Origin of the sequence: Pseudomonas sp. NBRC 111138, assembly GCF_001320835.1 — a bacterium.
Taxonomy (GTDB): domain Bacteria; phylum Pseudomonadota; class Gammaproteobacteria; order Pseudomonadales; family Pseudomonadaceae; genus Aquipseudomonas; species Aquipseudomonas paracarnis.
In genome coordinates, this window is the sequence record NZ_BCBO01000014.1 from 1 (window position 1) to 26030 (window position 26030).

A 26030-nucleotide genomic window follows, 5' to 3' on the forward strand; every position below is an offset into this window, starting at 1 on the left:
GCGCAGCGGCCCCAAGATCCTGGGAGCGCTTCGCACTCCAGCGGGAGCAAGCTCCCTCGCCACAAGATTACCGGTTACTTGCATTGGGGCAATCAATGCCAGCTCCAACATTCAGCGCCGTGCCAGCCTGGCGGCCAGTGCCTTGGCCTGCAGCGCCACATCGGTCACCGCCGTACTCTCCCACCACATGCCCCGCAACGGCGGCCCCATGGCGAACAGTCGCTGGCTGACCTCGCCGCGAGCATCCAGCACCGCCCCCGTTGAATCCGCCGCAATCCCCAGCGCCAGCGGCCCAGGTTGGATCAACCCGCGCTTGAGCAGTTGCTGCGGTAAAGGACGGGCCACCCGGCGCCAGTCGTATTCGATGCCGCTGGAATTGATCAGCGCAGCGCCCAACATCTTGGTGATCACATCCTCGCCACGGTAGCGCACCGCAATGGCAACCCCCTTCTGCGACGGCACCAAGCCCTTGAACGACGCCGCCTGAATCCGCAACCGCCCTTGCCCCTGCAACCGCGCTACCAACTGCGCACTCAAGGGCGGCGAACGGTGGTGATGGCTTTCCCACCAAGGCCGTACATGCCGAACGAACTGGCGCTTCTGGGCCTCACTGGCCTGGCTCCACAGCCGCGCGATATGCCCGCGCACCGTGTCCAGCGGCGCCTGCCAGTCTGTGCCTTGCCCCAACGCGAGCTGGCATTGGCGTCGCACCTCACGCAGCAATTGTCGGGGGCTGCTCAGGCTGTGGTCAGCGGCGAGGAAGTCGTCCCAGCTCGGCGGTTGCCGACGTACATGGGGCAACAAGCCGTGGCGCGAAAAAACCTCGATAGGCCCGCGATGGCCGGCCTGCTCCAGGGAGACCACGGCATCGACCATGGTCAGGCCCGAGCCGATGATCAGCACGGTCGATTGTGGGTCGAGCCGGGTCATCGCGGGTACATCCCAAGGGTCCAACGCGGCGGCATTCAATCCTGTGGACTCGGTCTGCGGAGTGCGCGCAGCAGGGAACATGCCGGTGGCCAATACCGCACAGGCGCCGCGCAGTTGCTCGCCAGTATCGAGGGTCAACAACACCGAGGTGGCATCGACTTGCAGGTCTACCCCTTCGGCGCGGATGTGCTCGACGCTCGATGTAGAAAGCGCCTTGGCTTGTGCCAGACGCTGCTGCGCGTACAAGCCGAAAAGCCCCCGTGGCGGGAACAGTTCGCTGATAGGCACATGCTGTTGGTTCGACTCGGGCCATCCGCCGGCGCTGATGTAGTCGGTGAGCCATTGGGTCAGGTCGTCGGCATTGTCCGGGTCAACGCTCATACGCGCCGCATTGCCGTTCAGCGTATGGCCCAGTTCGACCGCGCTGTAGGCTTCGCCGCGCCCCAACTCAGCACGGGGTTCGACTATCAGGATACGCCGCGTGCCCGGCAGGCGAAGCAGTTGCACGGCCAGCATCGTGCCGCTCAGGCCACCACCGATGATCAGTACATCTGCAACGCGGGTGGATTCACTCATGCCAGTTCGCCCTTATTGTTGCTCAAATCACCACATTTCGAACAAACCGTACCGCCGCATTTCCATCATTGCGATAAGCATGGGGCTGGTGGCTGGCGAACATAAAGAACTCTCCAGCCTTGATGACAGTTTCCTGATCACCTATCACCAGCGTCAGGCTGCCCTCGAACACAAACAGTTGTTCGCTCCACCCTTCCAAGTCAGGGTCCGGGCAATAACGGTCACCGGGCTCAAGCCGCCACTCCCATAGTTCGACCTCACGCCGTGCCGTAGCCTTGGCCAGCAACACCGCCTTACTGCCGACAATCTCGCCCGCCCAGGCCAGCTCATTGATACGGCTGTGGTCGCGCACATCCGGCGCCTGGATCAGATCACTGAACGCCACGTCCAACGCTTCGGCGACACGGTCCAGGGTCGACAGGCTGACGTTCTTCTCTCCCGCTTCTATCGCCACCAGCATGCGCCGGCTGACACCGGATTTTTCCGAGAGCGCGGTCTGGCTCAAGTCGGCGGCATGGCGCAGGCGACGAACGTTCTGGCTGACGTGCTGCAGGACCGAAGCCCGTTGCGGATTTTCTTTGTGCACTATATTGCTCAATAGGTGGGTGTGCGCAGTATACTGCCCAGCGTGCGGCGCATTGTGCGGTCCGTGCTTTCCCCTTGCAAGACCGAGCCGCCATGACCGCCCCGAACTCCCCTTCGCGTTTCAACCGTTTCAGTAAAGCCGAATGCATCCTGGTGGTGATCACCATGATCTGGGGCGGCACCTTTTTGCTGGTGCAGCACGCCATGGCGGTCAGCGGGCCGATGTTTTTTGTGGGGCTGCGCTTCGCGGCAGCGACGATTGTGGTGGGGTTCTTTTCCTTGCGCACCCTGCGCGACCTGACCCTGTTCGAATTGAAGGCCGGGGTGTTTATCGGGGTGGCGATCATGTTCGGCTACGGTTTGCAGACCATTGGCCTGCAAACCATCTTGAGCAGCCAATCGGCGTTTATCACCGCCTTGTATGTGCCGTTCGTACCGCTGTTGCAGTGGCTGGTGCTTGGCCGTCGCCCCGGCTTGATGCCCAGCATCGGCATCATGTTGGCGTTTGCGGGGTTGATGCTGTTGACCGGCCCGGCGGGGGCCTCGCTGAATTTCAGCGCGGGTGAAATCGCCACCTTGATCGGTGCAGTGGCCATAGCGGCCGAGATCATCTTGATCAGCGCATTTGCCGGCCAGGTGGATATTCGTCGGGTGACCGTGGTGCAACTGGCCACCGCTTCGGTGCTGTCCTTCATGATGGTGGTGCCCATGGGCGAGGCGTTGCCGGGCTTTTCTTGGCTGTTGCTGTTCAGTGCCGTGGGCCTGGGCTTGACCAGTGCGGTGATCCAAGTGGCGATGAACTGGGCACAGCAGAGTGTCTCGCCAACGCGGGCGACGTTGATTTATGCCGGTGAGCCGGTGTGGGCAGGCGTTGTGGGGCGAATCGCCGGGGAGCGGTTCCCACCGATCGCGATGCTGGGCGCGGTGCTGATTGTGGTGGCGGTGATTGTGAGTGAATTGAAGACGAAGGGGCAGAAGGCCGTTGAGTTGGCAGAGGCGTTGGAGGAGGAGCGGCAGGGGTAGTTTGCGATCAACGGTAACCACGATGCGAAGCGAGCCGCTCTTGATCTTGCTCTTGATCTGCTTGTGATCTTGATCTCAGGCGCTCCGTTAAACCACGCTGGCCGAGCGCAGGCTTGAATCCGTGGGTAACCCGCCAGGACGCCGGGTTAGCCGCCCCGCGCCATGGATGGCGCGTGGCGGCGGCCCACGGATTCAAGACTGTGTTCGGGCACACCGAGCCTAAGCGAGGTGCCGAGTGGTGGGGCAAGAGCCCTTTGGTTACTTTGGGCTGGGCCGGCATTCCGGCTCTTTTCCAAAGTGACCCGCCGTCAGGCGGAACCCTAAGTAGCCGTTACCGCAGCAATGGATATGTACACAATCCAACCTTCTAGACTGCCAGACCGCCTTCACGAGCAAGCCCTCTCCCACAGTTTGATCGCGGGGTGTCAGGGAGATAGGTGTCGGCTGTCAGGCCGTCTTCGCAGGCAAGCCAGCTCCCACAATTGGATCGTGGGGTGTCAGGGAGATAAGCGTCGACTGTCAGCCCGTCACGGGAGCAAGCTCCCTCGCCACAGGTACGGCGTCGCTGCAGATAACGGCTCCCACAGAGGTCTGCATTTTAATTCAAGGGCAGGTTGAAACAGTGCCAAATGGGAGGTTTCAGCCTACCTTGTAGGATCCTGCCACATCTTGCCGTTTGGTGATCGTGAAAGCGGCACGTATGATGCATCCCAAACTCCCGCAGATTAGAAGCCTATGTCCCTGATAGTTCTACTGCTTCTGCCTTTTATCGGCAGCTGTCTGGCGGCCTTGCTGCCGCATAACGCACGTAACACCGAATCGCTGTTGGCCGGCCTTGTGGCACTGGTCGGTACTATTCAAGTCGCCCTGCTCTACCCTCAGATCGCCCACGGTGGCGTGATCCGCGAAGAATTCATGTGGTTGCCCAGCCTGGGGCTCAACTTCGTGTTGCGCATGGATGGGTTTGCCTGGCTGTTCTCGATGCTGGTGCTGGGCATCGGCACGCTGGTGTCGCTGTATGCGCGCTACTACATGTCGCCGGACGACCCGGTGCCGCGTTTCTTTGCGTTTTTCCTGGCGTTCATGGGCGCCATGCTGGGTTTGGTGATCTCCGGCAACCTGATCCAGATCGTATTCTTCTGGGAACTGACCAGCCTGTTCTCGTTCCTGCTGATCGGCTATTGGCACCACCGTGCCGATGCGCGACGCGGGGCGTATATGGCGCTGATGGTCACCGGCGCCGGCGGGCTGTGCCTGTTGGCGGGGGTGATGCTGCTGGGGCATATCGTCGGCAGCTATGACCTGGACCAGGTGCTGGCGGCGGGCGATCAGATTCGCGCGCATTCGCTGTACCCGGTCATGCTCGCCCTGGTGCTGATCGGCGCCTTGAGCAAAAGCGCGCAGTTCCCCTTCCATTTCTGGCTGCCCCATGCCATGGCGGCGCCCACCCCGGTTTCGGCTTACCTACACTCGGCGACGATGGTGAAGGCCGGCGTGTTCCTGCTGGCCCGCCTGTGGCCGTCGCTGTCCGGCAGCGAAGAATGGTTCTGGATCGTCGGCGGTGCCGGCGCCCTCACTCTCCTCCTCGGCGCTTACTGCGCCATGTTTCAAAACGATCTCAAGGGCCTGCTGGCCTATTCCACCATCAGCCACCTCGGGCTGATCACCCTGCTGCTGGGCCTCAACAGCCCACTGGCCGCAGTTGCCGCGGTATTCCACATTCTCAACCACGCCACCTTCAAGGCTTCGCTGTTCATGGCGGCGGGCATCATCGACCACGAAAGCGGCACGCGGGATATCCGCAAGCTCAGTGGGCTGGTGCGCCTGATCCCGTTTACCGCGACCCTGGCGATGGTCGCCAGCGCGTCCATGGCCGGGGTGCCGTTGCTCAATGGCTTCCTGTCCAAAGAGATGTTCTTTGCCGAAACCGTGTTTATCTCGTCGACCCAATGGGTGGAAATCGCCCTGCCGGTGATCGCGACCATTGCCGGTACATTCAGCGTGGCCTATGCCCTGCGTTTTACCGTGGACGTGTTCTTCGGCCCGCCCGCCACCGACTTGCCGCACACGCCCCACGAGCCGCCGCGCTGGATGCGCGCACCCGTCGAGCTGTTGGTGTTCACCTGTCTGCTGGTGGGGATTTTCCCGGCCCAGGTGGTCGGCTCGATCCTCGCCGCTGCCGCCCTGCCGGTGGTGGGCGGTACGCTACCGGAATATAGCCTGGCGATCTGGCACGGCTGGAACGCGCCGATGATCATGAGCCTGGTGGCAATGACCGGCGGCGTGGTGCTGTACCTGATGCTGCGCAAGCAACTCAAGCGTGGCCGCTTCGAATACCCACCGCTGATCGGCTACTTCAACGGCAAGCGCGGTTTCGAGCGCTGCCTGGTGGTGATGATGCGCGGCGTGCGCCGCATCGAGAAACGCATCAGCACCAAGCGCCTGCAAACCCAGTTGTTCCTGTTGGTGCTGCTGGCAGTGATCGGCGCGATGATCCCGATGATCAACAGTGGCCTCAGCTGGGGCGACCGCCCGAAAATCCCGGGTTCCATCGTCTTCGTCACCCTGTGGTTGCTGGCGATTGCCTGCGCCCTCGGCGCCGCCTGGCAAGCCAAGTACCACCGGCTGGCGGCCCTGACCATGGTCAGCGTGTGCGGCCTGATGACCTGCGTCACCTTCGTGTGGTTCTCGGCGCCGGACCTGGCCCTCACCCAATTGGTGGTGGAAGTGGTCACCACCGTGCTGATCCTGCTCGGCCTGCGCTGGCTGCCAAGGCGGATCGAAGAGGTCTCACCCCTGCCCAGCTCGCTGCGCAAGGCGCGTATCCGCCGCCTGCGTGACTTGCTGCTCTCCACTGTGGTGGGCGGCGGCATGGCGCTGTTGTCCTACGCGATGCTGACCCGCCAGACGCCCAACGATATCTCCTCGTTCTACTTAAGCCGTGCCTTGCCCGAAGGCGGCGGCAGCAATGTGGTGAACGTGATGCTGGTGGACTTCCGTGGCTTCGACACCCTGGGCGAAATCACCGTACTCGGCGCCGTGGCCTTGACCGTGTACGCCTTACTGCGCCGCTTCCGCCCGTCCAAGGAAAGCATGGAGTTGCCACCCCAACAGCGCCAACTGGCACCGGACGTGGCCACCGACCTGGTCAACCCGCGCCAGGCCAGCGACACCGCCCTGGGCTTTATGATGGTGCCGGCGGTGCTGGTGCGCCTGCTGCTGCCGATTGCGCTGGTGGTGTCGTTTTATCTGTTCATGCGTGGCCACAACCAACCTGGGGGTGGTTTCGTCGCCGGGCTGGTGATGTCGGTGGCGTTTATCCTGCAATACATGGTCGCCGGCACCCAGTGGGTCGAGGCGCAGATGAGCCTGCGGCCGATGCGCTGGATGGGCTTCGGCCTGCTGTCGGCCACCTTGACCGGGCTGGGCGCGCTGTTCGCCGGGTACCCGTTCCTCACTACGCATACCTGGCATTTCAGCCTGCCGTTACTGGGCGATATTCATATCGCCAGTGCGCTGTTCTTTGACGTCGGCGTGTACGCCATGGTCGTGGGCTCGACCCTGTTGATGCTCACCGCCCTCGGCCACCAGTCGGTGCGCGCGCATAAACCGAGCAACCAGCCCAAAGTGGTTGCTGCAACCGAAGGAGCCGCCTGATGGAAGAAGTCATCGCAATAGCCATTGGGGTCCTGGCGGCCTCCGGCGTCTGGTTGATCCTGCGGCCACGGACGTTCCAGGTGGTCATGGGTTTGTGCCTGCTGTCCTACGGGGTCAACCTGTTCATCTTCAGCATGGGCAGCCTGTTTATCGGCAAGGAGCCGATCATCAAGGACGGCGTGCCCCAAGACCTGCTCAACTACACCGATCCACTGCCTCAGGCCCTGGTGCTCACGGCCATCGTGATCAGCTTCACCATGACCGCGTTGTTCCTGGTGGTGCTGCTGGCATCCCGGGGCCTCACCGGCACTGACCATGTAGACGGCCGGGAGCCCAAGGAATGACGTGGATGAATCAACTGATCGTCGCGCCGATCCTGCTGCCGCTGCTCACCGCCGGGCTGATGCTGATGCTGGGCGAGAAACGCCGCCCACTCAAAGCCCAGATCAATCTGTGCTCCAGCATCGCCGGACTGGGCGTTGCCGTGCTGCTGTTGTACTGGACGCAACAAGGCGGCCCCGGCTCGATTGGTGTGTATCTGCCGGGCAACTGGCAGGTGCCGTTCGGCATCGTCCTGGTGGTGGACCAACTGTCGGCGATGATGCTGGTGCTGACCGGGGTTATCGGCGTCAGCGCGCTGCTGTTCGCCATGGCCCGCTGGGACCGTGCGGGCACCAGCTTCCATGCCCTGTTCCAGATCCAACTGATGGGGCTGTATGGCGCCTTCCTCACCGCCGACCTGTTCAACCTGTTCGTGTTCTTCGAAGTGCTGCTGGCCGCCTCCTACGGCCTGATGCTGCACGGTTCCGGCCGTGCGCGGGTGTCGTCGGGGCTGCATTACATTGCGATCAACCTGCTGGCGTCGTCGCTGTTCCTGATTGGCGCGGCGATGATCTACGGCGTCACCGGCACGCTGAACTTTGCCGACCTGGCGTTGAAGATCCCGCTGGTGCCGGAGGCTGATCGCGGCCTGTTGCATGCTGGTGCAGCGATCCTGGCTACGGCGTTCCTGGCCAAGGCCGGCATGTGGCCGCTGAACTTCTGGCTGGCACCCGCCTATTCCTCCGCCAGCGCGCCGGTGGCGGCAATGTTCGCGATCATGACCAAGGTCGGCGTGTACACCGTGCTGCGCCTGTGGACCCTGCTGTTCTCCGGCCAGGCCGGGGCTTCGGCACTGTTTGGCGGCGATTGGCTGGTGTATGGCGGCATGGCGACCATCATTTGCGCGGCACTGGCGATGGTGGCGGCGCAGCGCCTGGAGCGCATGGCCAGTCTGAGTATCCTGGTGTCGGCGGGTATCCTGCTGTCAGCGGTAGGGTTTGCCCAGCCGAGCCTGACCGCGGGGGCGCTGTTCTATCTGGTCAGTTCTACCCTGGCACTGAGTGCGCTGTTTTTGCTGGCGGAGTTGATCGAGCGTTCGCGTTCGGCCAACGACCTGCCGCTGGATGAAGAAATTGATGCGCTGCCCAAAGCCATGGAATCGCTGCATCCGCGCCCGGGTGTGAACCTGGACGATGAGCAAAAAGCGGTGATCGGCCAGGTCATCCCTTGGACCATGGCCTTCCTGGGCCTGAGCTTTATCGCCTGCGCGCTGCTGATTATCGGCATGCCGCCGCTGTCCGGGTTTATCGGCAAGCTCAGCCTGTTGAGCGCGCTGATCAACCCACTGGGCTTGGGCAACGCCGTGGACGAGTCCATCCGCCCGGCGGCCTGGGGCCTGGTGGCGCTGCTGATTCTCTCTGGCCTGGCCTCGCTCATCGCTTTCGCCCGCCTCGGCATCCAGCGCTTCTGGACCCCGGAAGAACGCCCATCACCGCTGCTGCGCCGCTACGAGTGTGTGCCGATCTTCCTGCTGCTGGGGTTGAGCATCGCGCTGACCTTCAAGGCCGAGGCGCTGATGCGCTACACCCAGGCCACTGCCGAAAGCCTGAACAACCCGGAACACTACGTGATGGCAGTGCTCGCGACCCGGCCAGTGCCGAGCCCTGAAGCCAAGGCCGCCGCCCTGGAGGTGCAGCCATGAAGCGTCTGTTCCCGGCTCCCTGGCTGTCGTTGGCGTTGTGGGTATTGTGGCTGGTGCTGAACTTGTCGATCAGCCCCGGCAACCTGCTGCTGGGCGCACTGTTGGGCTTTCTTGCGCCGCTGATGATGGCGCCGCTGCGCCCGCTGCCGATCCGCATCCGCCGCCCTGGGGTGATCATCCGCCTGTTTTTCCGGGTCGGCCTCGATGTGATCATCTCCAACCTGCACGTGGCATGGGGCGTACTCACCTGCGGCTCCCGCCCACCGCGCTCGCGCTTTATCAAGATCCCCCTGGACCTGCGCGACGCCAACGGCCTGGCTGTGCTGGCGATGATCACCAGCGTGACCCCCGGCACCGTCTGGTCGGAGCTGGCCCTGGACCGCAGCATCCTGCTGCTGCACGTTTTCGACCTGGATGACGAAGCCTCGTTTATCCAGCAATTCAAGCAAGCCTACGAACGGCCCCTGATGGAGATCTTCGAATGAGCGCCCTGCTCGCCAATGCGATCCTGTTCAGCCTGTTCCTGTTCTCCCTGGCCATGGTGCTGACCCTGGTGCGCCTGTTCAAAGGCCCCTCGGCCCAGGACCGGGTACTGGCGCTGGACTACCTGTACATCCTGGCGATGCTGATGATGCTGACCCTGGGTATTCGCTATGCCAGCGACACTTACTTTGAAGCGGCGCTATTGATCGCGCTGTTCGGCTTCGTCGGCTCGTTCGCCCTGGCCAAATTCCTGCTGCGTGGCGAGGTGATTGAATGATGCCGTTATGGGTTGAAATTATCGTGGCGGCGTTGCTGTTGCTCAGCGGCCTGTTTGCCTTGATTGGCGCGATTGGCTTGCTGCGAATGAAAGAATTTTTCCAACGCATGCACCCGCCAGCACTAGCCTCGACGTTGGGGGCGTGGAGCGTGGCGTTGGCGTCAATCATCTACTTTTCGGTGCTCAAGTCCGGGCCGGTATTGCATGGCTGGTTGATTCCGATTTTGCTCGCGATCACCGTGCCGGTCACCACACTGCTGCTGGCGCGAACCGCGCTGTTCCGCAAACGCATGGCCGGTGATGACGTCCCCGCCGAAGTCAGCAGCCGCCGCTGATGTTTTTGTAGGAGCGCAGATCGTTCCCACGCTCTGCGTGGTAACGCCGCCCAGGACGCTCCGCGTCCGCCCCACTCGGGCGAGCGGGCGAGGCGGAGCGTCTCGGTATGCATTCCCACGCAGAGCGTGGGAACGAGAGTGCAAAAAAATGCCCCGAACCAGTCGGGGCGTTTTTTTATTCAGCGTGCAGCTATCAACGGTCAGTCAGCCAACCGCCACGTCGTCCCACCCTTGCCGTCTTCCAACACCACACCCATCGCGGTCAGTTGGTCGCGGATACGGTCGGATTCCGCCCAGTCTTTATTGGTGCGAGCCGCCAGACGCGCCTGGATCAGTGCATCTACCTCAGCGGCATCCACACGCCCTTCAGCGCCGGCTTGCAGGAAGTCATCGGCCTCCATTTGCAACACGCCCAGCACGCTGGCCAGTTCTTTCAGACGCGCCGCCAGGCCCGCCGCTGCGTCGATATCGGTCTCGCGCAAGCGGTTGATCTCGCGCACCATCTCGAACAGCACGGCGCAGGCTTCCGGGGTACCGAAGTCGTCGTTCATCACTTCGGTGAAGCGTGCCACGAAGGCTTCGCCGCCTGCCGGCGCCACCGCAGGCAAACCTTTCAACGCGTGGTAGAAACGCTCCAGGGCGCCCTTGGCGTCCTTGAGGTTGTCTTCCGAGTAGTTGATGGCGCTGCGGTAGTGGCTGGACACCAGCAGGTAGCGCACCACTTCCGGGTGGTACTTTTCCAGCACGTCGCGGATGGTGAAGAAGTTGTTCAAGGACTTGGACATCTTCTCGCCATTGATGCGGATCATGCCGCAGTGCATCCAGGCGTTGGCGTAAGTCTTGCCGGTGGCGGCTTCGCTCTGGGCGATTTCGTTTTCGTGGTGCGGGAACTCAAGGTCGCTGCCGCCGCCATGAATGTCGAAGGTCTCGCCCAGGCAGCAGGTGGACATCACCGAGCATTCGATGTGCCAGCCCGGACGCCCGGCGCCCCACGGCGACTCCCAGCTCGGCTCGCCCGGCTTGGTGGCTTTCCACAGTACGAAGTCGAGCGGGTCCTGCTTGGCTTCGTCGACTTCGATACGCGCGCCGATGCGCAGGTCTTCGATCTTTTTACGCGACAGCTTGCCGTAGCCCATGAACTTGGCGACGCGGTAGTACACGTCGCCGTTGCCTGGGGCGTAGGCGTAGCCCTTGTCGATCAAGGTCTGGATCATCGCGTGCATGCCCGGGATGTGGTCCGTGGCACGCGGCTCCATGTCCGGCTTGAGAATGTTGAGGCGTGCCTCGTCCTCGTGCATGGCGGCGATCATGCGCTCGGTCAGCGCGTCGAACGACTCGCCGTTTTCGTTGGCACGGTTGATGATCTTGTCGTCGATGTCGGTGATGTTGCGCACGTACGTCAAGTCATAGCCGCTGAAACGCAACCAGCGGGTCACCAGGTCGAAGGCAACCATGCTGCGGCCGTGGCCGATGTGGCAGTAGTCGTACACGGTCATGCCGCACACGTACATGCGCACCTTGTTGCCGTCCAGCGGCTTGAAGACTTCTTTGGTCTTGCTGAGCGTGTTGTAGATCGTTAGCACGATGTTTCCCTTAAATCACTGGCCCCACGAATCTCGCAAGGTCACGGTACGGTTGAATACCGGAGCACCAGGTTTCGAGTCCTTGATATCCGCGCAGAAGTAGCCTTCGCGCTCGAACTGGAAACGGTCTTCCGGCTGTGCGTCGCCAAGCGATGGCTCGGCACGACAACCAGTGAGTACTTGCAGGGAATCAGGGTTGATGTTGTCGAGGAAACTCGCGCTGTCTTCAGCCTTCTCAGGGTTTGGCGAGCGGAACAGACGATCGTACAGGCGCACTTCGCATTCGATGCTGGCAGCGGCCGGCACCCAGTGGACCACACCCTTGACCTTGCGGCCTTCAGGGTTCTTGCCCAGGGTGTCCGGATCGTACGAGCAACGCAGTTCGACGATGTTGCCGTCGGCGTCCTTGATCGCTTCGTCCGCACGGATCACGTAACTGCCGCGCAGGCGCACTTCGCCGTTCGGCTCCAGGCGCTTGTAGCCTTTTGGCGGCTCTTCCATGAAGTCGTCACGGTCGATGTAGATCTCGCGGGCGAACGGCAATTTGCGCACGCCCAGCTCTTCTTTCTGCGGGTGACGCGGCAGTTCGAGGTTCTCGACCTGGCCTTCCGGGTAGTTGGTGATCACGACTTTCAACGGGCGCAGCACGCACATGGCGCGCGGTGCATTGGCATCCAGGTCCTGACGGATGCTGAATTCCAGCATACCGAAATCGACCACGCCGTCGGAACGGTTGGTGCCGACCATGTCGCAGAAGTTGCGGATCGACGCCGGGGTGTAGCCACGGCGACGGAAGCCCGACAGAGTCGACATGCGCGGGTCATCCCAGCCATGCACGTGCTTTTCATCGACCAGTTGCTTGAGCTTGCGCTTGCTGGTGATGGTGTAGTTCAGGTTCAGGCGGCTGAACTCGTACTGACGTGGGTGCGCCGGGACCGGCAGGCTGTCCAGGAACCATTCATACAGTGGGCGATGGCTTTCGAACTCCAGGGTGCAGATGGAGTGGGTGATGCCTTCGATGGCGTCCGACTGACCGTGGGTGAAGTCGTAGTTGGGGTAGATGCACCACTTGTCACCGGTCTGGTGGTGATGGGCGTGGCGGATGCGGTACATGATCGGGTCGCGCAGGTTCATGTTCGGCGAGGCCATGTCGATCTTGGCGCGCAGCACGCGGGCGCCGTCCGGGAACTCGCCGGCGCGCATACGGTTGAACCAGTCCAGGTTCTCTTCCACCGAACGGTCGCGGAACGGGCTGTTCTTGCCCGGCTCGGTCAGCGTGCCACGGTACTCCTTGGCCTGCTCCGGGGTCAGGTCGTCCACATAAGCCTTGCCGGCCTTGATCAACTCGACGGCCCAGTCGAACAACTGGTCGAAATACTTGGAGGCATAGCGCACTTCACCGGACCATTCGAAGCCCAGCCACTTGATGTCGCTTTCGATGGCGTCGATGTATTCCTGGTCTTCCTTGGCCGGGTTGGTGTCGTCGAAACGCAGGTGCGTGACGCCACCGAACTCCTGGGCCAGGCCGAAGTTCACACAGATCGACTTGGCGTGGCCGATGTGCAGGTAGCCGTTGGGCTCAGGTGGGAAACGGGTGACGATCTGCGTGTGCTTGCCCGAATCCAGGTCCGCCTGGATGATCGGGCGCAGGAAATTGACCGGGACGGCAGGTCCGGCCTTGGTATTCGAGGTAGGGTCGACAGTGGGCTTGCTCATAGGATCCTTGAACAGACAGGTGCGTGGCCAGGTGGGGCCAGATAAAACAAAGGGCTCATAATAGCCGAAGCAGTCAAGACACATACAGAGCGCGGCCAATTAATTGCCCGGGCGGTAAAAAACCACCTCGAAATTCCCGCAGGGCACGCTAAACTGCGCGCCTTGGCCGTCGTTTAGCCAGACAGGTAAGGTGCCCAGGCGCCCACACCCACGAATTCCCTGAAAAGAGTAGCGAACATGACTCAAGTCAAACTGACCACCAACCACGGTGACATCGTTATCGAGCTGAACGCCGAGAAAGCGCCGATCACCGTCGCCAACTTCATCGAATACGTCAAAGCCGGCCACTACGAAAACACTGTTTTCCACCGTGTCATCGGTAACTTCATGATCCAGGGCGGCGGTTTCGAGCCGGGCATGAAAGAGAAGAAAGACAAGCGTCCAAGCATCCAGAACGAAGCGGACAACGGCCTTTCCAACGACAAGTACACCGTCGCCATGGCCCGTACCATGGAGCCGCATTCGGCCTCCGCGCAGTTCTTCATCAACGTCGCCGACAACGCCTTCCTGAACCACAGCGGCAAGAACGTGCAGGGTTGGGGCTACGCGGTGTTCGGTAAAGTCACCGAAGGCACTGACGTTGTCGACAAGATCAAAGGCGTATCGACCACCTCCAAGGCCGGTCACCAGGACGTTCCAGCCGAAGACGTGATCGTCGAGAAAGCCGAGATCGTTGGGTGATATTGCTGATTTCAGATTTGCATCTGGAAGAGGAGCGCCCGGACATCACCCGGGCGTTTCTGGATCTGCTCCACGGCCGCGCCCGTGGCGCCCAGGCGTTGTACATTCTGGGGGACTTCTTCGAAGCCTGGATTGGCGACGATGGCATGACCCCCTTCCAGCGTTCCATCTGCGCGGCTCTGCGTGAGCTGAGCGACAGCGGCACCCCGATTTTCATCATGCACGGCAACCGTGACTTCCTGATCGGTAAGGCGTTCTGCAAAGCGGCAGGCGCTACCTTGCTCAAGGACCCGACGGTCGTGCAGTTGTATGGCGAGCCAGTGCTGTTGATGCACGGCGACAGCCTCTGCACCCGCGACCTCGGCTATATGAAGCTGCGGCGCATCCTGCGTAACCCGGTTGTACTGTTTATCCTGCGCCACCTGCCCTTGGGCACCCGCCACAAACTGGCGCGCAAGTTGCGCAGTGAGAGCAGCGCTCAAGTGCGCATGAAGGCCAACGACATTGTCGATGTCACCCCTGAAGAAGTGCCACGGGTGATGCAGCAGTTCGGCGTGCGCACCCTGGTCCACGGCCATACCCACCGCCCCGCCATCCATAAGTTGCAGATCGGCGACCAGGCGGCCAAGCGCATTGTGCTGGGGGACTGGGACAAGCAAGGGTGGGCGCTGCAGGTGGATGAGCAAGGATTTCAGCTGGCGGCGTTTGACTTCGTCAACCCGCAGTTAGCGTTGCCTGGCGCCTGAACCTCTGACACAACACCGTTCAACCTGTGGGAGCTGGCTTGCCTGCGATGCAGACACCTCGGTGTATCAGATGCACCGAGGTGATGCTATCGCAGGCAAGCCAGCTCCCACACAAGCCAGCTCCCACAGGGACCGCGCTGACCTTACAATCAGTGCCCCGAAGCCGCAGGCCCGGCCTTCGCCGTGAACGGTGGCTTGGCCAGCCACACCAGCAACATCAAGCCCATGAACATCCACCCCAGCAACGTGAAGTAATCCACGGTGGACATCATGTACGCCTGGCTGGTGAGAATCTGGTCCAGTTGGGTATAGGCCTTCTGCCCTGCCCCACCCAGCGCCTGCAACGCATCGCGGGTGGTCGAGTCGTAGACGGTCATGTTCTCGCTCATGTAGGCATGGTGCTGGTCGGCCCGGCGAATCCAGATCCAGGTTGTCAGCGAGGCCGCGAAGCTGCCGCCCAAGGTGCGCAGGAAGGTCGCAAGCCCCGCGCCGTCGGCAATCTGGTGCGGCGGCAGGTCGGACATGAGGATGCTCAAGGTAGGCATGAAGAACAGCGCCACGCCGATGCCCATGAACAGCTGCACCATGGCGATGTGGGTGAAGTCCACTTCGTTGGTGAAACCGGCGCGCATGAAGCAGCTCAAGCCAATCGCCAGGAACGCCAGGCCCGCCAGCAGGCGCAGGTCGAACTTGTGCGCGTACTTGCCCACGAACGGCGACATCAGCACCGGCAAAATGCCGATCGGCGCCACCGCCAGCCCGGCCCAGGTGGCGGTGTAGCCCATCTGGGTTTGCAGCCACTGCGGCAGGATCAGGTTGATGCCGAAAAAGCCCGCATAACCCAGGATCAACACGATGGTGCCGATCCGGAAGTTACGGTGCGCGAACAGTCGCAGGTTGACCACCGGGTGCTTGTCGGTCATCTCCCAGATCACGAACACCGCCAGGGCAATCACCGAAATGGCCGCACCAATGATGATGAAGTTGGACTCGAACCAGTCCAGGTCATTGCCCTTGTCGAGGATGATCTGCAAGGCGCCCACACCGACGATCAGGCTCAGCAGCCCAACGTAATCCATCGGCTGATAACTGGTGACCACCGGACGCTTCTTCAACTGCGAACGCACCACCATCACCGCAAAGACACCGATGGGCACGTTGATGAAAAAGATCCACGGCCAACTGTAGCTATCGGTGATCCAGCCGCCGAGGATGGGCCCGGCAATCGGCGCGACCACCGTGACCATCGCCAATAACGCCAGGGCCATGCCGCGCTTGGCCGGCGGGTAGACTGCAATCAACAAGGTCTGGGTCATCGGATATAACGGCCCGGCGACCAAGCCTTGCAGCACCCGAAAGCCGATCAGCTCAGGCATCGAGGTAGAGATACCGCACAGGAACGACGCCAGCACGAACAGCAGGGTCGCCCACAAGAACAGCTTCACCTCGCCAAAGCGCCGGCTCAACCAACCGGTGAGCGGCAAGGCGATGGCGTTGCTCACCGCAAACGAAGTGATCACCCAGGTGCCCTGCTCCGAACTCACCCCCAGGTTGCCGGAGATAGTCGGCAACGCCACGTTGGCGATGGTGGTGTCGAGCACCTGCATGAAGGTCGCCAGCGACAGGCCAATAGTGGCCATCAACAGGCTGGGTGGCGTGAACGAGGCGTTATTGCTCATCAGCGTTGCGCAGCCTTGGGAGCGGCGACGCTGTTGTCATGGATCAACTGGTTGATCATGGCATCGGCCTCGGCCAATTGGCGGTCATACACGTTGGTGGTGAACGAGGCTTTTTGCGGCGCCTGTTGCGCCAGCACCGGGCCGCTCTGGTCGTGCAGGTCTACGTTGACCACGGTGCTCAAGCCCACTCGCAGCGGGTGTTTGGCCAGCTCTTCGGCGTTGATATGGATGCGCACCGGTACCCGCTGCACGATCTTGATCCAGTTGCCGGTGGCGTTCTGCGCGGGCAGCAAGGCGAACGCGCTGCCCGTGCCGGCGCCAAGGCTGTCGACGGTGCCGCTGTACTTGACGTCGCTGCCGTAGATGTCCGACTCGATATCCACCGGCTGGCCGATGCGCATATCCCGCAGTTGGGTTTCCTTGAAATTGGCGTCGATCCACAGCTGGTCCAGCGGGATCACCGCCATCAGCGCGGTGCCCGGTTGGACGCGCTGGCCCAGTTGCACGGTGCGCTTGGCCACATAGCCGGTGACCGGCGCGATCAAGGTGCTGCGCGCATTGGTCAGGTACGCCTGGCGCAGTTGCGCGGCGGCCGCTTGCACATCGGGGTGGGACGAAATCACAGTGTCATCCACCAGGGCATTGGTGGTTTTCAGTTGTTGCTCAAGGTTGGTCAAGGCGTTCTTGGCGGCAGTCAGGCTGTCGCGAGCGTGAGACAGTTCTTCCTGGGAAATCGCGCCGCCCTGGGCCAGGGTCTTGCGGCGGTTGTAGTTGTCCTGGGCCGTCTGTACATCGGCCTTCTGCGCATTGACCTGGGCTTTCATGCCATCGACGTTGCTGTACAGGCCGCGTACTTGGCGCACGGTGCGGGCCAGGTTGGCCTGGGCACTCTGCAGGCCGACGGCGGCGTCGTTGGGGTCGAAGTTGATCAGCACCTGGCCTTCATGGACCAGGTCACCATCGTCGGCGCCAATGCTGACCACGGTGCCGGTGACCAGCGGGGTGATTTCCACCACGTTGCCGTTCACATAGGCGTCGTCGGTGCTTTCATTGAAGCGCCCGTAGAACTCATACCAGGCCCACACGCCCACCACACTCAGGATGACGATGAGCGCCAGGCCGATCAGCATCACTTTGCGTTTGCGGGGGTTGGTGTCTTTGGGTTGTTCGGTTGCGTTGTTGCTGTCGGCAGTGGCCATGACAAATACCTCAAATTATTCCGTGCGTGTAGCTGGGGTGGTCGCGGCCACGCTGTTGGCGTGGTACCCGCCACCCAGGGCCTGCATCAATTGAATCGACAGGTCGATCTGCGCCGCATTCAGGGTGGCCAGCTGACGCTGGGCCTGCAGCAATTGCTGCTCGATGCTGAGCACATCCAGGTAGTTACCGATGCCTGAGCTGTAGCGTTGCACCCCGGTGTCGTAGGACTGCTGCGCGATGTCGGCGGCATGTTGCTGGGCCTGGATCTGCCGCCCGGTGTCGCGCAGTTGGGACAGGCTGTTGCCGATATCGCCCAAGGCTTGCACCAGGGTTTTGTTGTACTGGGCCACGGCCAGGTCGTAGTCGGCGTCGCGGGCATCGAGATCAGCACGCAGACGGCCGCCGTCAAAGATCGGCAGCGAAATCGTCGGCGCAATGTTGAAGAAGCGGCTGGCCGAACCGAACATCGCATCGCCCAGCAACGACTCGGCACCGGCGCTCGCGCTCAGGTTGAGGTTGGGGTAGAAGCGGGTCTTGCTGGCATCGATGTTCTTGCTCGCGGCCTCTACGCGCCAACGTGCGGCGACCAGGTCCGGGCGACGGCCAAGCAACTCGGCAGGCAACACCGCCGGCACGGCCACGGCGCTGGGTTTGAGCACCGCTGGGCGCGCCAACTCGTCACCGCGTTCCGGGCCTTTGCCGAGCAACACAGCCAACGCGATCTTGGCGCTTTGTAGTTGTTTTTCCGCGTCAATCAGTTGCGACTGAGAACTGGCTTCCAGGCTCTCGGTCTGCTGGAACTGGTACTCGCTGTCGATACCGGAACTCAGGCGGCGCTTGCTCAGGTCGAGCATCTGGCGGGTACGCTTGAGGTCATCCACGGCCAGGTCACGCACGATATGGGCCTGGCCCAGGTCGCTGTAGGCCTTGGCCACGTTCGCGGCCAGTGTCAGGCGCGCGGCCTGCTGGTCGACTTCGGCAGCACGGGCCTCGCCCAACGCCGCTTCCCAGGCGGCGCGCTGGCCGCCCCACAGGTCGAAGTTGTAATTGAAGCTGGCGCCGATGTTGCGCACCGTCGAATAGGCATCGCCCTGCCCGCGTGGGTCCTGGTCCTTGGCCAGGCGTGAACGGCTCACGCCGGCGCTGGCATCCAGGGTCGGCATACGGGCGGCGTTGGCGGCATAGGCCGCCGCTTCGGCCTGGTGGGCGCGGGCGTCGGCGACTTGCATGTCGGGGCTGTTCTGCAGGGCTTCCTGGATCAGGCCGTCAAGCTGTGGGTCGCCCAGGCTTTTCCACCAGTCGGCGGCCGGCCAGGCGGCGCTCGACAGCGTCACGCCGCTGAGGGATTTACCGGTGTGCAAGGTATTGGCGTCGAGGCGCTGGCCCTGGGTGTCGAGGCCGCTGTAATTGGCGCAACCGGCCAACGTCATCGCCGCCAGCACCAGGCTGAATGCGCGTGTGTTCATGATCTACCTACCCGCTGGATCGTGATGGGGTCACCCGCAGCGATCAGCATTTTCTTCAGGATCCGCTCCAGGGTTTCCAGCTCGCCCGGCTCAAGCACGCCGGCCAACTGGTTAAGGGCCTTGGCGCCAATGTGCGGCAGCATGTCCGCCAGGCGCTGGCCCTCGGCGGTCAGCACCAACTGCACCTGGCGGCGATCCAGCTCGGAGCGCTTGCGGCTGAGCAAGTCTTTTTGCTCCAGACGGTCGAGCATGCGCGTCATAGAACCGCTATCCAGCGATAGGTTGCGGCACAGTTCCGCCGGGGTATCGACGCCGAACTGGGCCATGATGATCAACACCTTGAACTGCGCGGCGGTGATGCCGTGGGGTTCCATATGGGTGTCGATGATACGGTCCTTGAGGATCGCGGCGCGGCCCAGCAACAGCCCGAGGTGGCAGTTGTGGAAGTTGTCAGGGGTGAAGTGAGGCATCGAAAGTCACCTTATTACTGCCTAGGCAGTGAATGTGTGACGAGATGTTACTGCTTAGGCAGCGAATGTCAAATGGAATAATTAGGTTGCTTGGTAGTTGAGTAACTTAGAGCCTTGGACAGCAATCAAATCAGCGAGAGTCCAGTTAAGGCTTTTTGTAGGAGCGAGCTTGCTCGCGAAAAAACTCACGGGCACCGCGTGCATTCAGGATGCACGCGTTATCGTTGACGTTTTTCGCGAGCAAGCTCGCTCCTACATTTTTTGATCGGGCAAGGTTTAGAAATCGCGCTTGTAGAAGATATCCAGGGAACTCGCTACGCCCGTGGCCACTTCCAAGTACACCTTCTTGCTCAGCAGGTAGCGCAAGGCAATGGTGTTAGCCGGTTCGAACACCCCTACCCCATAACGCAAGCTGAGCTTCTCGTTGATCTTGCCGCTGGCCACCACGGCGGTGCTGTTACCCGTACCCTGGGTGTCCAGATCAAAATCCTGAATCCCCAGCTTATTGGCAATATCCGAAGTCACGCCAGCGCTGCCCATCAAGCCCAGGCCCAGGGCGGCTTCGGCGAGCATGTTGTTGTCTTCGCCAGTGTTGGTGCGCGAACGGCCCAGCACCAGGTATGACAACGCATCTTCCTGGGCCATGGCCGGCTCGGAAAAGATCTGCGTGGTGGGTTGTTCGGCGCTGCCGCTCAGGCGGATACCCGCGGTGACCGTGCGGCTGGATTCGGTAACGATGCGCACCGCTTCGATATCCAGGAACGGCTGGTCCAAGGGCCCCGCGAACAACAGGCGTGCGCGGCGCACATTGAGGCGCTGGCCGTAGGCACGGTAGCGGCCGTCGTTGAGCCACAGCTCACCACGGGTGTCCATGTTGTCGCCGATGTGCACGTGGCCCTGGACCTTGGCGGTGAGGCCGAAGCCGGCGAAGTTGAGCTGGTCCTCACCCACTTCCACGTCGATATCCATGGCCATGGCCATCGGCGCTTTGCCCTCTTCGGTCTGGCTGCCGATGATCACCGTGTCGTCGGAAACCTTAACGGTCGACGGCGGCAACTCGCGCACGGTGATGTCGCCACGGGGGATATGGACCTTGCCGGCGATCGCCAGCTTGTCGTCCTTGAGGCTGATTTTCAGGTCGGGCGCCACTTCCAGCTTGGCGTAGGGCTCCACGGTGACCGGCAGTTGCGAGCCTTTGAGGCTGAGGTCGACCACCAGGGCGCGGCCCCAGTCGATCTGGCCCGTAAGGCTACCCTGGCCGGCCTTGCCGCTGCGCCAGCCGCCGTTGAGCTGCACGCTTTCGCCGGCGATTTGCGCCTGCAAGTTCAGGCCTTCAAGGCTGATGGGCAGTTCCGGCCCGGAGACTTCGCCGTCCACCAGGTTCAGGTTGCCGTTGACCAAGGGCGCGAGCAAACCGCCGGAGATGCGGCCATTGCCGTTGAGTTTGCCGCTGAGTTTTTCCACCATGGGTACAAAGGGCCGCGCTACGGCGAGGTCCAGACCCGTAAGGCTGAAATTGCCGGTGATCGGCTTGTTGCTCGGCAGCGGATTGATCTGCGCCTGCAACAACAATTGGCCAAGCTTGCCGCCACGGAAATTCAGCTGGGTGTCGATGCGCTTGGGATTGAGGGTGGTTTCCAGCTTCAGGGTGTCGTAGGGGAAATCCAGCCACTGGCCCTTGTCGCGCACGCGCAAGGTGCCGCCACTGGCGTCCACCGCGACCACACCTTTTGGGCCGCTCTGGGGCAAGTCGAGTTGCACATCGGCGTTGAGCCTGCCCTGCCAGGCGAAGTCTTTGGGCAAGAACCCCGCGAGGCTGTCGAGAGGGAATTGCTTGAGGTGGTAACGCAACTTCGGCTCGGGCATCAGGCGCTGGTCTTCACCACACAGGCTGGCGCCGCCGGAGACCCAGCAGTGCGCGCCAAAGGTCAGCTTGCCATCGGCCAGGCGTTCGATCTTCGCCGGGGCTTGCAGCCGCCAGTCCTGGCCACCGGCTTGCACGTCGCCACTGGCCAGGCGCCCGCGCCAGTTGTCTTTGTCGAGGTTGCCGTCCAGGGCCAGGGCCAGTTTGACCAGCGGGCCAGTCAGCGCCAGCTGGACTTTCTGGTTCTTGATATCGCCCTGGGCGCTGGCGGTGAGGTTGCCGACTTGCGTCTCGCCGCTTTGAATGCCGTTGGCCTTGAGGTCCAGCTTGGCGCGCTGGGCACTATCGAGGTTGGCGTCCAAGTTGAGGCTTTGCAGACGATTGTCGGCAAAGGCCAGTTGCTGCCCCTTGAGGTCGAGTTTCCCTTGCGGGGCTTTCAAGGTGCCGGCCACTTCGACACGCCCGTTGACTTGCCCACGCAGTTGCGGCCAGAGCTGGGCCAGGCGCGCCAGCTTGATGTCGATCTGCCCGGCCAGACGCTGTTGCAGGCTGCCGCTGCCGTTGATGCGGTTGTCGCCCAGGCGGATGTCCAGGTTGGCGAGGGTCCATTGTTCGCCGGCGCCTTCGGCCTTGGCCGCCAGCACAGCGGTTTGCCCGCGCAGGCGGCCCTTGAGGTCGAGGTCAGCGTTGAACTTGAGTTGTTCGTTCTTGAACTCACCTTTGCTGCGCAGCGGCCCGGCCAGGGTGCCGGGCAACTCTGCGACCCAGTAGGCAGGGTTCAGCGCCGACAGATCCAGCGCAGTGTCCCAGGCAATGCCGTCGGCAAATTGCAGGTTCAGGTGGCCTTCGGCCTTGCCCTGGCCGGCACTCAGTTTCAGCTCAGGCAGGAAGACCTGCTTGAGGTCGCCACTGAAGGGGGTGACCACATTGAACTTGCCCGCCGGGCCGTCGAGGTCGGCCTTGAGATTGCCCAGGTAGTTGCCGTCTTTATAGGAGATTTCACCGTTGAAGGTGCGCAAGGCCACTTGCGGTTCGTCAATGACCGGATAGAGGCGATGCCAGGGGAAGTCCAGCCAGTCGATCTTGGCGTCCGCGCTGAAGCCTTGTTGCCAGTCCAGGTTGGCACTGAGCTTGAGGCTTTGCTTGTCGCCGGCCGTCAGGTCCAGGCCAGCAATCTGTGCGCCCTTGGCGTCAACCTTGCCCTTGAGCAGTAAATCCACCGGGCCGTTTTCGGCCGGTAGCACGGCCTTGCCCAGCAACTGGTAGCCATTGCTCAGGTCGCCTTTAGCGTTCAAGTCCAGTTGATTGAGTTGCAGGGTATCGGGCAGGTCTGCGCTGGGTTTGAACGACTCGGAGGTGATGTGCACCTGCGCCGGCAGGTTTTCCACCAGGGGTTGCAGCTCGCCAGTGAGCTTGGCCGGCAGATAGCCGCTGCTGTCGGCGTCGAGCTTGAGGGTCTTGAGCAAGTCGCCGTCGAGCTTGAGAGCAACGCTCCAGGGCGCGCCGCCCGGCGCATAGGGCAAGCTCAGGTTACCGGTGGCATTCAACGGCCAATCGCCGCTGGGTTGCAGCAGACCGGCGAGGTCCAGTACCAGATCGTCGCGCTGCAGATGCACCGAGTCGATCTGCAGGCCGGCGGTAGTCCAGTGCGCCACCAGTTGCAGGCCCTTGAGTTCTTCATTGCCGTTGAACAGCAGGCTGCCAATGCGAACATCGCCCAACTGGAGCGAAACCGGCAGCTTCAGGTCGGGCAGTTGAATCGGCCCGCTGTCGCTCTCTTCGGCACTGGGGGCGAATTCCAGGCTGACCTGTTCCACATCCAGTCGGTTGATGCACAGGGTCATGCGCAGCAGGCAGCCGGGCGTCCAGTCAAACGTCGGTGCATTCAGCTCGACGCGGCTGCCATCCTGCTGCCACAGCAAATGATCGGCACTCCACTGCCCGCCCAGGCGCCCCTGGAAATTTTCCACGCTCAAACCTGGCACCTGGGCCAAGGCCCAACGACTGCCCGCCTGGGTGCCAAGCACTGACCACAGCGCCAACAACAGCAAGACGAGGATGGCAACCAACGCCAGCCCCGCTATTTTCAAACCACGCATCACAGCTCAGGCCCCATGGAAAAGTGCAAGCGAACGCCGCCCGGATCTTCGAGGGCATGGGCCAGGTCGAGGCGAATCGGCCCCACCGGCGACACCCAGCGCACGCCGACGCCCACGCCGGTTTTCAGGCTGGGCAAGTCCAGGTTGTTGAACGAGTTACCCTGGTCGACAAAGGTCGCGATACGCCATTTATCGGTGATGGAATATTGATACTCAGCGCTCAAGGCCACCATGTAGCGGCCACCGATGCGGTCGCCGCGATCGTTCTCGGGCGATAGCGTCTGGTACTCGTAGCCGCGCACGCTCTGGTCGCCACCGGCAAAGAAGCGCAAGGAAGGAGGCACGGATTTGTAGCCATTGGTGGCACTGCCGCCAAATTGCGCACGGCCTAGGAAGCGGTGGTTGTCCCACAAGGTGGTCAGGCCCTTGACCGTCGCTGTGCCGTAAAGCAGGTTGGTGTCGGACCCCAGGCCCTCTTTGGCGACCTTGGTGTCGAACATCAGGCGGTAGCCATGGTGCGGGTCGATGCGGTTGTCACTGCGCAGGTAGGAATAGCTCACGCCAGGCATCAGCAGGTTACTCAGGCCCGAGTCATTGCCCAGGCGATATTCTTCGCGCTGGTACTTGAGGGAGATCACCCGCGTCCAGCCACTGGGCAACTTGCTGTGCCATTCGGGGCCGATGGTGAGCAGCTTGCTCAGGGTGTCAGTGTTAGCGATCTCTTCATTCTGGTAGCCGCCAGCAAAGCGCAATTTGTCAGTGAGCGGCGGGTCGAGCGGGATGTCGTACCACAACCCGACGTTCTGCCGTGGCGCCGACAGTTCAGCTTCCCAGCCATAACTGTGGCCCTGTGGGTTGACCCAATGGCGCGTCCAGTTGGCTTTGCCCCGTGGGCCGACGTCAGTGGAATAACCCAGGCCCAGGCCCATGGTGCGCGGCTTGCGGGTGTCCAGTTGCACCGCCACCGGGATCACATCATCGGTGGCGGCGGTGGGGCTGGCGTCGACGCGCACGCCTTCGAAGAAGCCACTGGCTTGCAGGTTCTGGTTGAGTTCGGCGACCAGTTCGGAATCATAGGGTGTGCCGGGCTTGAACGGCACCATGCGCTGCAACAGCTCTTCATCAAAGGGCGTGTCGCCGGTGAAGCTGACCTTGCCCATGCTGTAGCGTGGGCCGCTGTCGTAAATGAGTTCGATGTCGGCCACGCCCGCTTGAGGGTCTACGGCAAGTTTCTGGCTGGTGAAGCGCCCGCTGAAAAACCCGTAGCGCGAGGCCTGGTTCTGGATCAGGCGCTTGGCGTCTTCGTAATGGCCGTGATTGAGCACGGCGCCGGGCTTGAGGTCGTCGCTGGCGGGCACGCGAAACGCCTTGAGGCTCGCAGCCTGGCCATCGACCCTTATGGTGACGTCGCGCAAGTGCACCGGTTCGCCAGGGTCGATGGTGAGGGTCAGGCGCGGGTTCTTGCCGCCCTTCACCTCGCTGTTGATCTGTGGCTGATAGTAGCCCAGGGCCTGCGCGGCTTTGCGCGCCTGCTCCTCGGCGCCACGGCTGAACCGCAGCAAGGCTTCTTCATCACGATCGCCCACACCGCCGATATAGCCTTCGATGTTGGCTTTCAGCGCGTCGTTCGAGGGTTTGATCCGCACGTCCAGTTCGCTTTGCGCCAATGCGCCGCAGCTCGTGAACAGCAGAATCAAGCCGCTGGTAAATCTTCCTGGAAACTTCATAGGCGCGGATGCTACACGAGCGAGAGAGGAACTATGAACCCGGATTCTTCTGAATAATTCTGTCTCAAGCCGTTGCAGGATGTAACGCCTGGGGATTGGGATGGAAAAACACATGCTCGCGCACCGGCCCTACGGCGACTTCGCCGATTTCCTCATAGCCCTGGCGCTTGTAGAAATCCAGGTAGCGGGAGTTACCGGTGTCGAGCACTACGCCGGATGAATGCGGGTCGTCGGCACACCAATTGTGTACCGCTTCCAGCAACTGCTCACCATGATGCTTGCCATGGAACTGCGGGTGAATGCCCAGCAGCGGCAGCACATGCACAGACGTGTTGGGCAGGCACGCCATGACGGCATGATGGTATTCCAGGTAACGCCGCGTACCGCGCACGCCGGTGCTCAGCCACATGCGGATTTGCCAGGCCCAGCTTTCGGTGATGCCCAGGCGCCGCTGGGGCGGTGCAATCAGGGCAATGCCGATCAGCCGGTCGTTGACGAACAGGCCGATGGCCGGGAGTTTCTGGAAAAAATGCTGCTTGACCAGTTCGCGCACAGTGGCACGTACTCGCTGCTCATAGCCCGCCCGCTCGGCTTCGAAGATATAGGCAAAGGTCGGCTCATGGCGATACGCCTGGTACAGCAGGGATCGCGCTTCACGGGAGTAGCCGCTATTGAGCAGGCGGATTTCGGCAGTGGCCGTCGAAGTGTCTGGCATAACAGTCAATCTCCCTGGGCGCCACTCAAACATGGCGTTCTTATGGGTACGAACCTGCACAGCTCCAGTCGTTCCCAGACATTAGCAGCGCATTCATCCTGCCGCCACGCTGGCCCCCATCCGACTTGTCGGCTA

At 62.1% G+C, this 26030-nt stretch carries 20 protein-coding genes; 9 read left to right on the forward strand and 11 right to left on the reverse strand.

Annotated elements, in window-relative coordinates:
• Positions 1-111: 111 nt before the first annotated feature.
• Both APH41_RS02830 and APH41_RS02835 read right to left on the reverse strand, forming a co-directional pair.
• The gene (locus APH41_RS02830) at positions 112-1506 is read right to left on the reverse strand and encodes an FAD/NAD(P)-binding protein (RefSeq protein ID WP_054917316.1); all 1395 of its coding nucleotides are present in this window, start codon (positions 1504-1506) and stop codon (positions 112-114) included.
• Between the two features lie 22 nt (positions 1507-1528).
• Positions 1529-2092: a helix-turn-helix domain-containing protein gene (locus APH41_RS02835; RefSeq protein ID WP_054917317.1), complete on the reverse strand. Its 564-nt coding sequence runs from the start codon at positions 2090-2092 to the stop codon at positions 1529-1531.
• 92 nt (positions 2093-2184) lie between these two features.
• Here APH41_RS02835 and APH41_RS02840 point away from each other — a divergent pair, with 92 nt between their 5' ends.
• From APH41_RS02840 to APH41_RS02870, 7 genes are all read left to right on the forward strand, one after another.
• Positions 2185-3114 carry a DMT family transporter gene (locus APH41_RS02840; RefSeq protein WP_054897286.1) on the forward strand — a complete coding sequence of 310 codons (930 nt, stop codon included), beginning with the start codon at positions 2185-2187 and terminating at the stop codon, positions 3112-3114.
• A gap of 735 nt (positions 3115-3849) precedes the next feature.
• Complete coding sequence (locus APH41_RS02845) at positions 3850-6771, forward strand: monovalent cation/H+ antiporter subunit A (protein ID WP_014718932.1); 2922 nt, start codon at positions 3850-3852, stop codon at positions 6769-6771.
• Positions 6771-7115 carry a Na+/H+ antiporter subunit C gene (locus tag APH41_RS02850; RefSeq protein WP_054917318.1) on the forward strand — a complete coding sequence of 115 codons (345 nt, stop codon included), beginning with the start codon at positions 6771-6773 and terminating at the stop codon, positions 7113-7115. Before APH41_RS02845 ends, APH41_RS02850 begins: the two co-directional genes overlap by 1 nt.
• A complete protein-coding gene (locus tag APH41_RS02855; RefSeq protein ID WP_034127904.1) occupies positions 7112-8794 on the forward strand; it encodes a monovalent cation/H+ antiporter subunit D in 1683 nt (560 codons plus the stop codon). Before APH41_RS02850 ends, APH41_RS02855 begins: the two co-directional genes overlap by 4 nt.
• Positions 8791-9279 carry a Na+/H+ antiporter subunit E gene (locus APH41_RS02860; RefSeq protein WP_054897285.1) on the forward strand — a complete coding sequence of 163 codons (489 nt, stop codon included), beginning with the start codon at positions 8791-8793 and terminating at the stop codon, positions 9277-9279. The genes APH41_RS02855 and APH41_RS02860 overlap by 4 nt, the downstream gene beginning before the upstream one ends.
• Positions 9276-9554 carry a K+/H+ antiporter subunit F gene (locus APH41_RS02865; RefSeq protein WP_003192168.1) on the forward strand — a complete coding sequence of 93 codons (279 nt, stop codon included), beginning with the start codon at positions 9276-9278 and terminating at the stop codon, positions 9552-9554. The genes APH41_RS02860 and APH41_RS02865 overlap by 4 nt, the downstream gene beginning before the upstream one ends.
• Complete coding sequence (locus APH41_RS02870) at positions 9551-9889, forward strand: Na+/H+ antiporter subunit G (RefSeq protein ID WP_034127905.1); 339 nt, start codon at positions 9551-9553, stop codon at positions 9887-9889. The genes APH41_RS02865 and APH41_RS02870 overlap by 4 nt, the downstream gene beginning before the upstream one ends.
• Before the next feature lie 200 nt (positions 9890-10089).
• On the opposite strand, the gene cysS is transcribed toward APH41_RS02870, so the two are convergent.
• Together cysS and APH41_RS02880 are read right to left on the reverse strand one after the other, a co-directional pair.
• The gene (cysS, locus tag APH41_RS02875; RefSeq protein WP_034127906.1) at positions 10090-11472 is read right to left on the reverse strand and encodes a cysteine--tRNA ligase; all 1383 of its coding nucleotides are present in this window, start codon (positions 11470-11472) and stop codon (positions 10090-10092) included.
• Between the two features lie 15 nt (positions 11473-11487).
• Positions 11488-13188: a glutamine--tRNA ligase/YqeY domain fusion protein gene (locus APH41_RS02880; protein ID WP_003192174.1), complete on the reverse strand. Its 1701-nt coding sequence runs from the start codon at positions 13186-13188 to the stop codon at positions 11488-11490.
• Between the two features lie 237 nt (positions 13189-13425).
• On the opposite strand from APH41_RS02880, the gene APH41_RS02885 reads away from it, so the two are divergent.
• Both APH41_RS02885 and lpxH read left to right on the forward strand, forming a co-directional pair.
• Positions 13426-13929 carry a peptidylprolyl isomerase gene (locus APH41_RS02885; protein WP_003174772.1) on the forward strand — a complete coding sequence of 168 codons (504 nt, stop codon included), beginning with the start codon at positions 13426-13428 and terminating at the stop codon, positions 13927-13929.
• Positions 13926-14675, forward strand: coding sequence for a UDP-2,3-diacylglucosamine diphosphatase (gene lpxH, locus APH41_RS02890; RefSeq protein ID WP_014718941.1), 750 nt, complete (start codon positions 13926-13928; stop codon positions 14673-14675). Before APH41_RS02885 ends, lpxH begins: the two co-directional genes overlap by 4 nt.
• Before the next feature lie 149 nt (positions 14676-14824).
• Here the strand turns inward: lpxH and APH41_RS02895 are convergent, their stop codons facing one another.
• The 7 genes from APH41_RS02895 to APH41_RS02925 all read right to left on the reverse strand — a co-directional run bounded on the left by APH41_RS02895 (position 14825) and on the right by APH41_RS02925 (position 25895).
• Positions 14825-16354: a DHA2 family efflux MFS transporter permease subunit gene (locus APH41_RS02895; RefSeq protein ID WP_054917320.1), complete on the reverse strand. Its 1530-nt coding sequence runs from the start codon at positions 16352-16354 to the stop codon at positions 14825-14827.
• Entirely contained in the window at positions 16354-17553 is a 1200-nt protein-coding gene (locus tag APH41_RS02900; protein ID WP_034127907.1) for an efflux RND transporter periplasmic adaptor subunit, read from the reverse strand. The genes APH41_RS02895 and APH41_RS02900 overlap by 1 nt, the downstream gene beginning before the upstream one ends.
• A gap of 15 nt (positions 17554-17568) precedes the next feature.
• Positions 17569-19020 carry an efflux transporter outer membrane subunit gene (locus APH41_RS02905; RefSeq protein ID WP_054917321.1) on the reverse strand — a complete coding sequence of 484 codons (1452 nt, stop codon included), beginning with the start codon at positions 19018-19020 and terminating at the stop codon, positions 17569-17571.
• Positions 19017-19490: a MarR family winged helix-turn-helix transcriptional regulator gene (locus APH41_RS02910; RefSeq protein WP_014718945.1), complete on the reverse strand. Its 474-nt coding sequence runs from the start codon at positions 19488-19490 to the stop codon at positions 19017-19019. The genes APH41_RS02905 and APH41_RS02910 overlap by 4 nt, the downstream gene beginning before the upstream one ends.
• 276 nt (positions 19491-19766) lie before the next feature.
• Positions 19767-23453, reverse strand: a complete 3687-nt coding sequence (locus tag APH41_RS02915) for a translocation/assembly module TamB domain-containing protein (protein WP_082430410.1) — start codon at positions 23451-23453, stop codon at positions 19767-19769.
• Entirely contained in the window at positions 23453-25180 is a 1728-nt protein-coding gene (locus APH41_RS02920; protein ID WP_054917324.1) for an autotransporter assembly complex family protein, read from the reverse strand. The genes APH41_RS02915 and APH41_RS02920 overlap by 1 nt, the downstream gene beginning before the upstream one ends.
• A gap of 64 nt (positions 25181-25244) precedes the next feature.
• Entirely contained in the window at positions 25245-25895 is a 651-nt protein-coding gene (locus APH41_RS02925; RefSeq protein WP_054917325.1) for an N-acetyltransferase, read from the reverse strand.
• Positions 25896-26030: the final 135 nt, after the last annotated feature.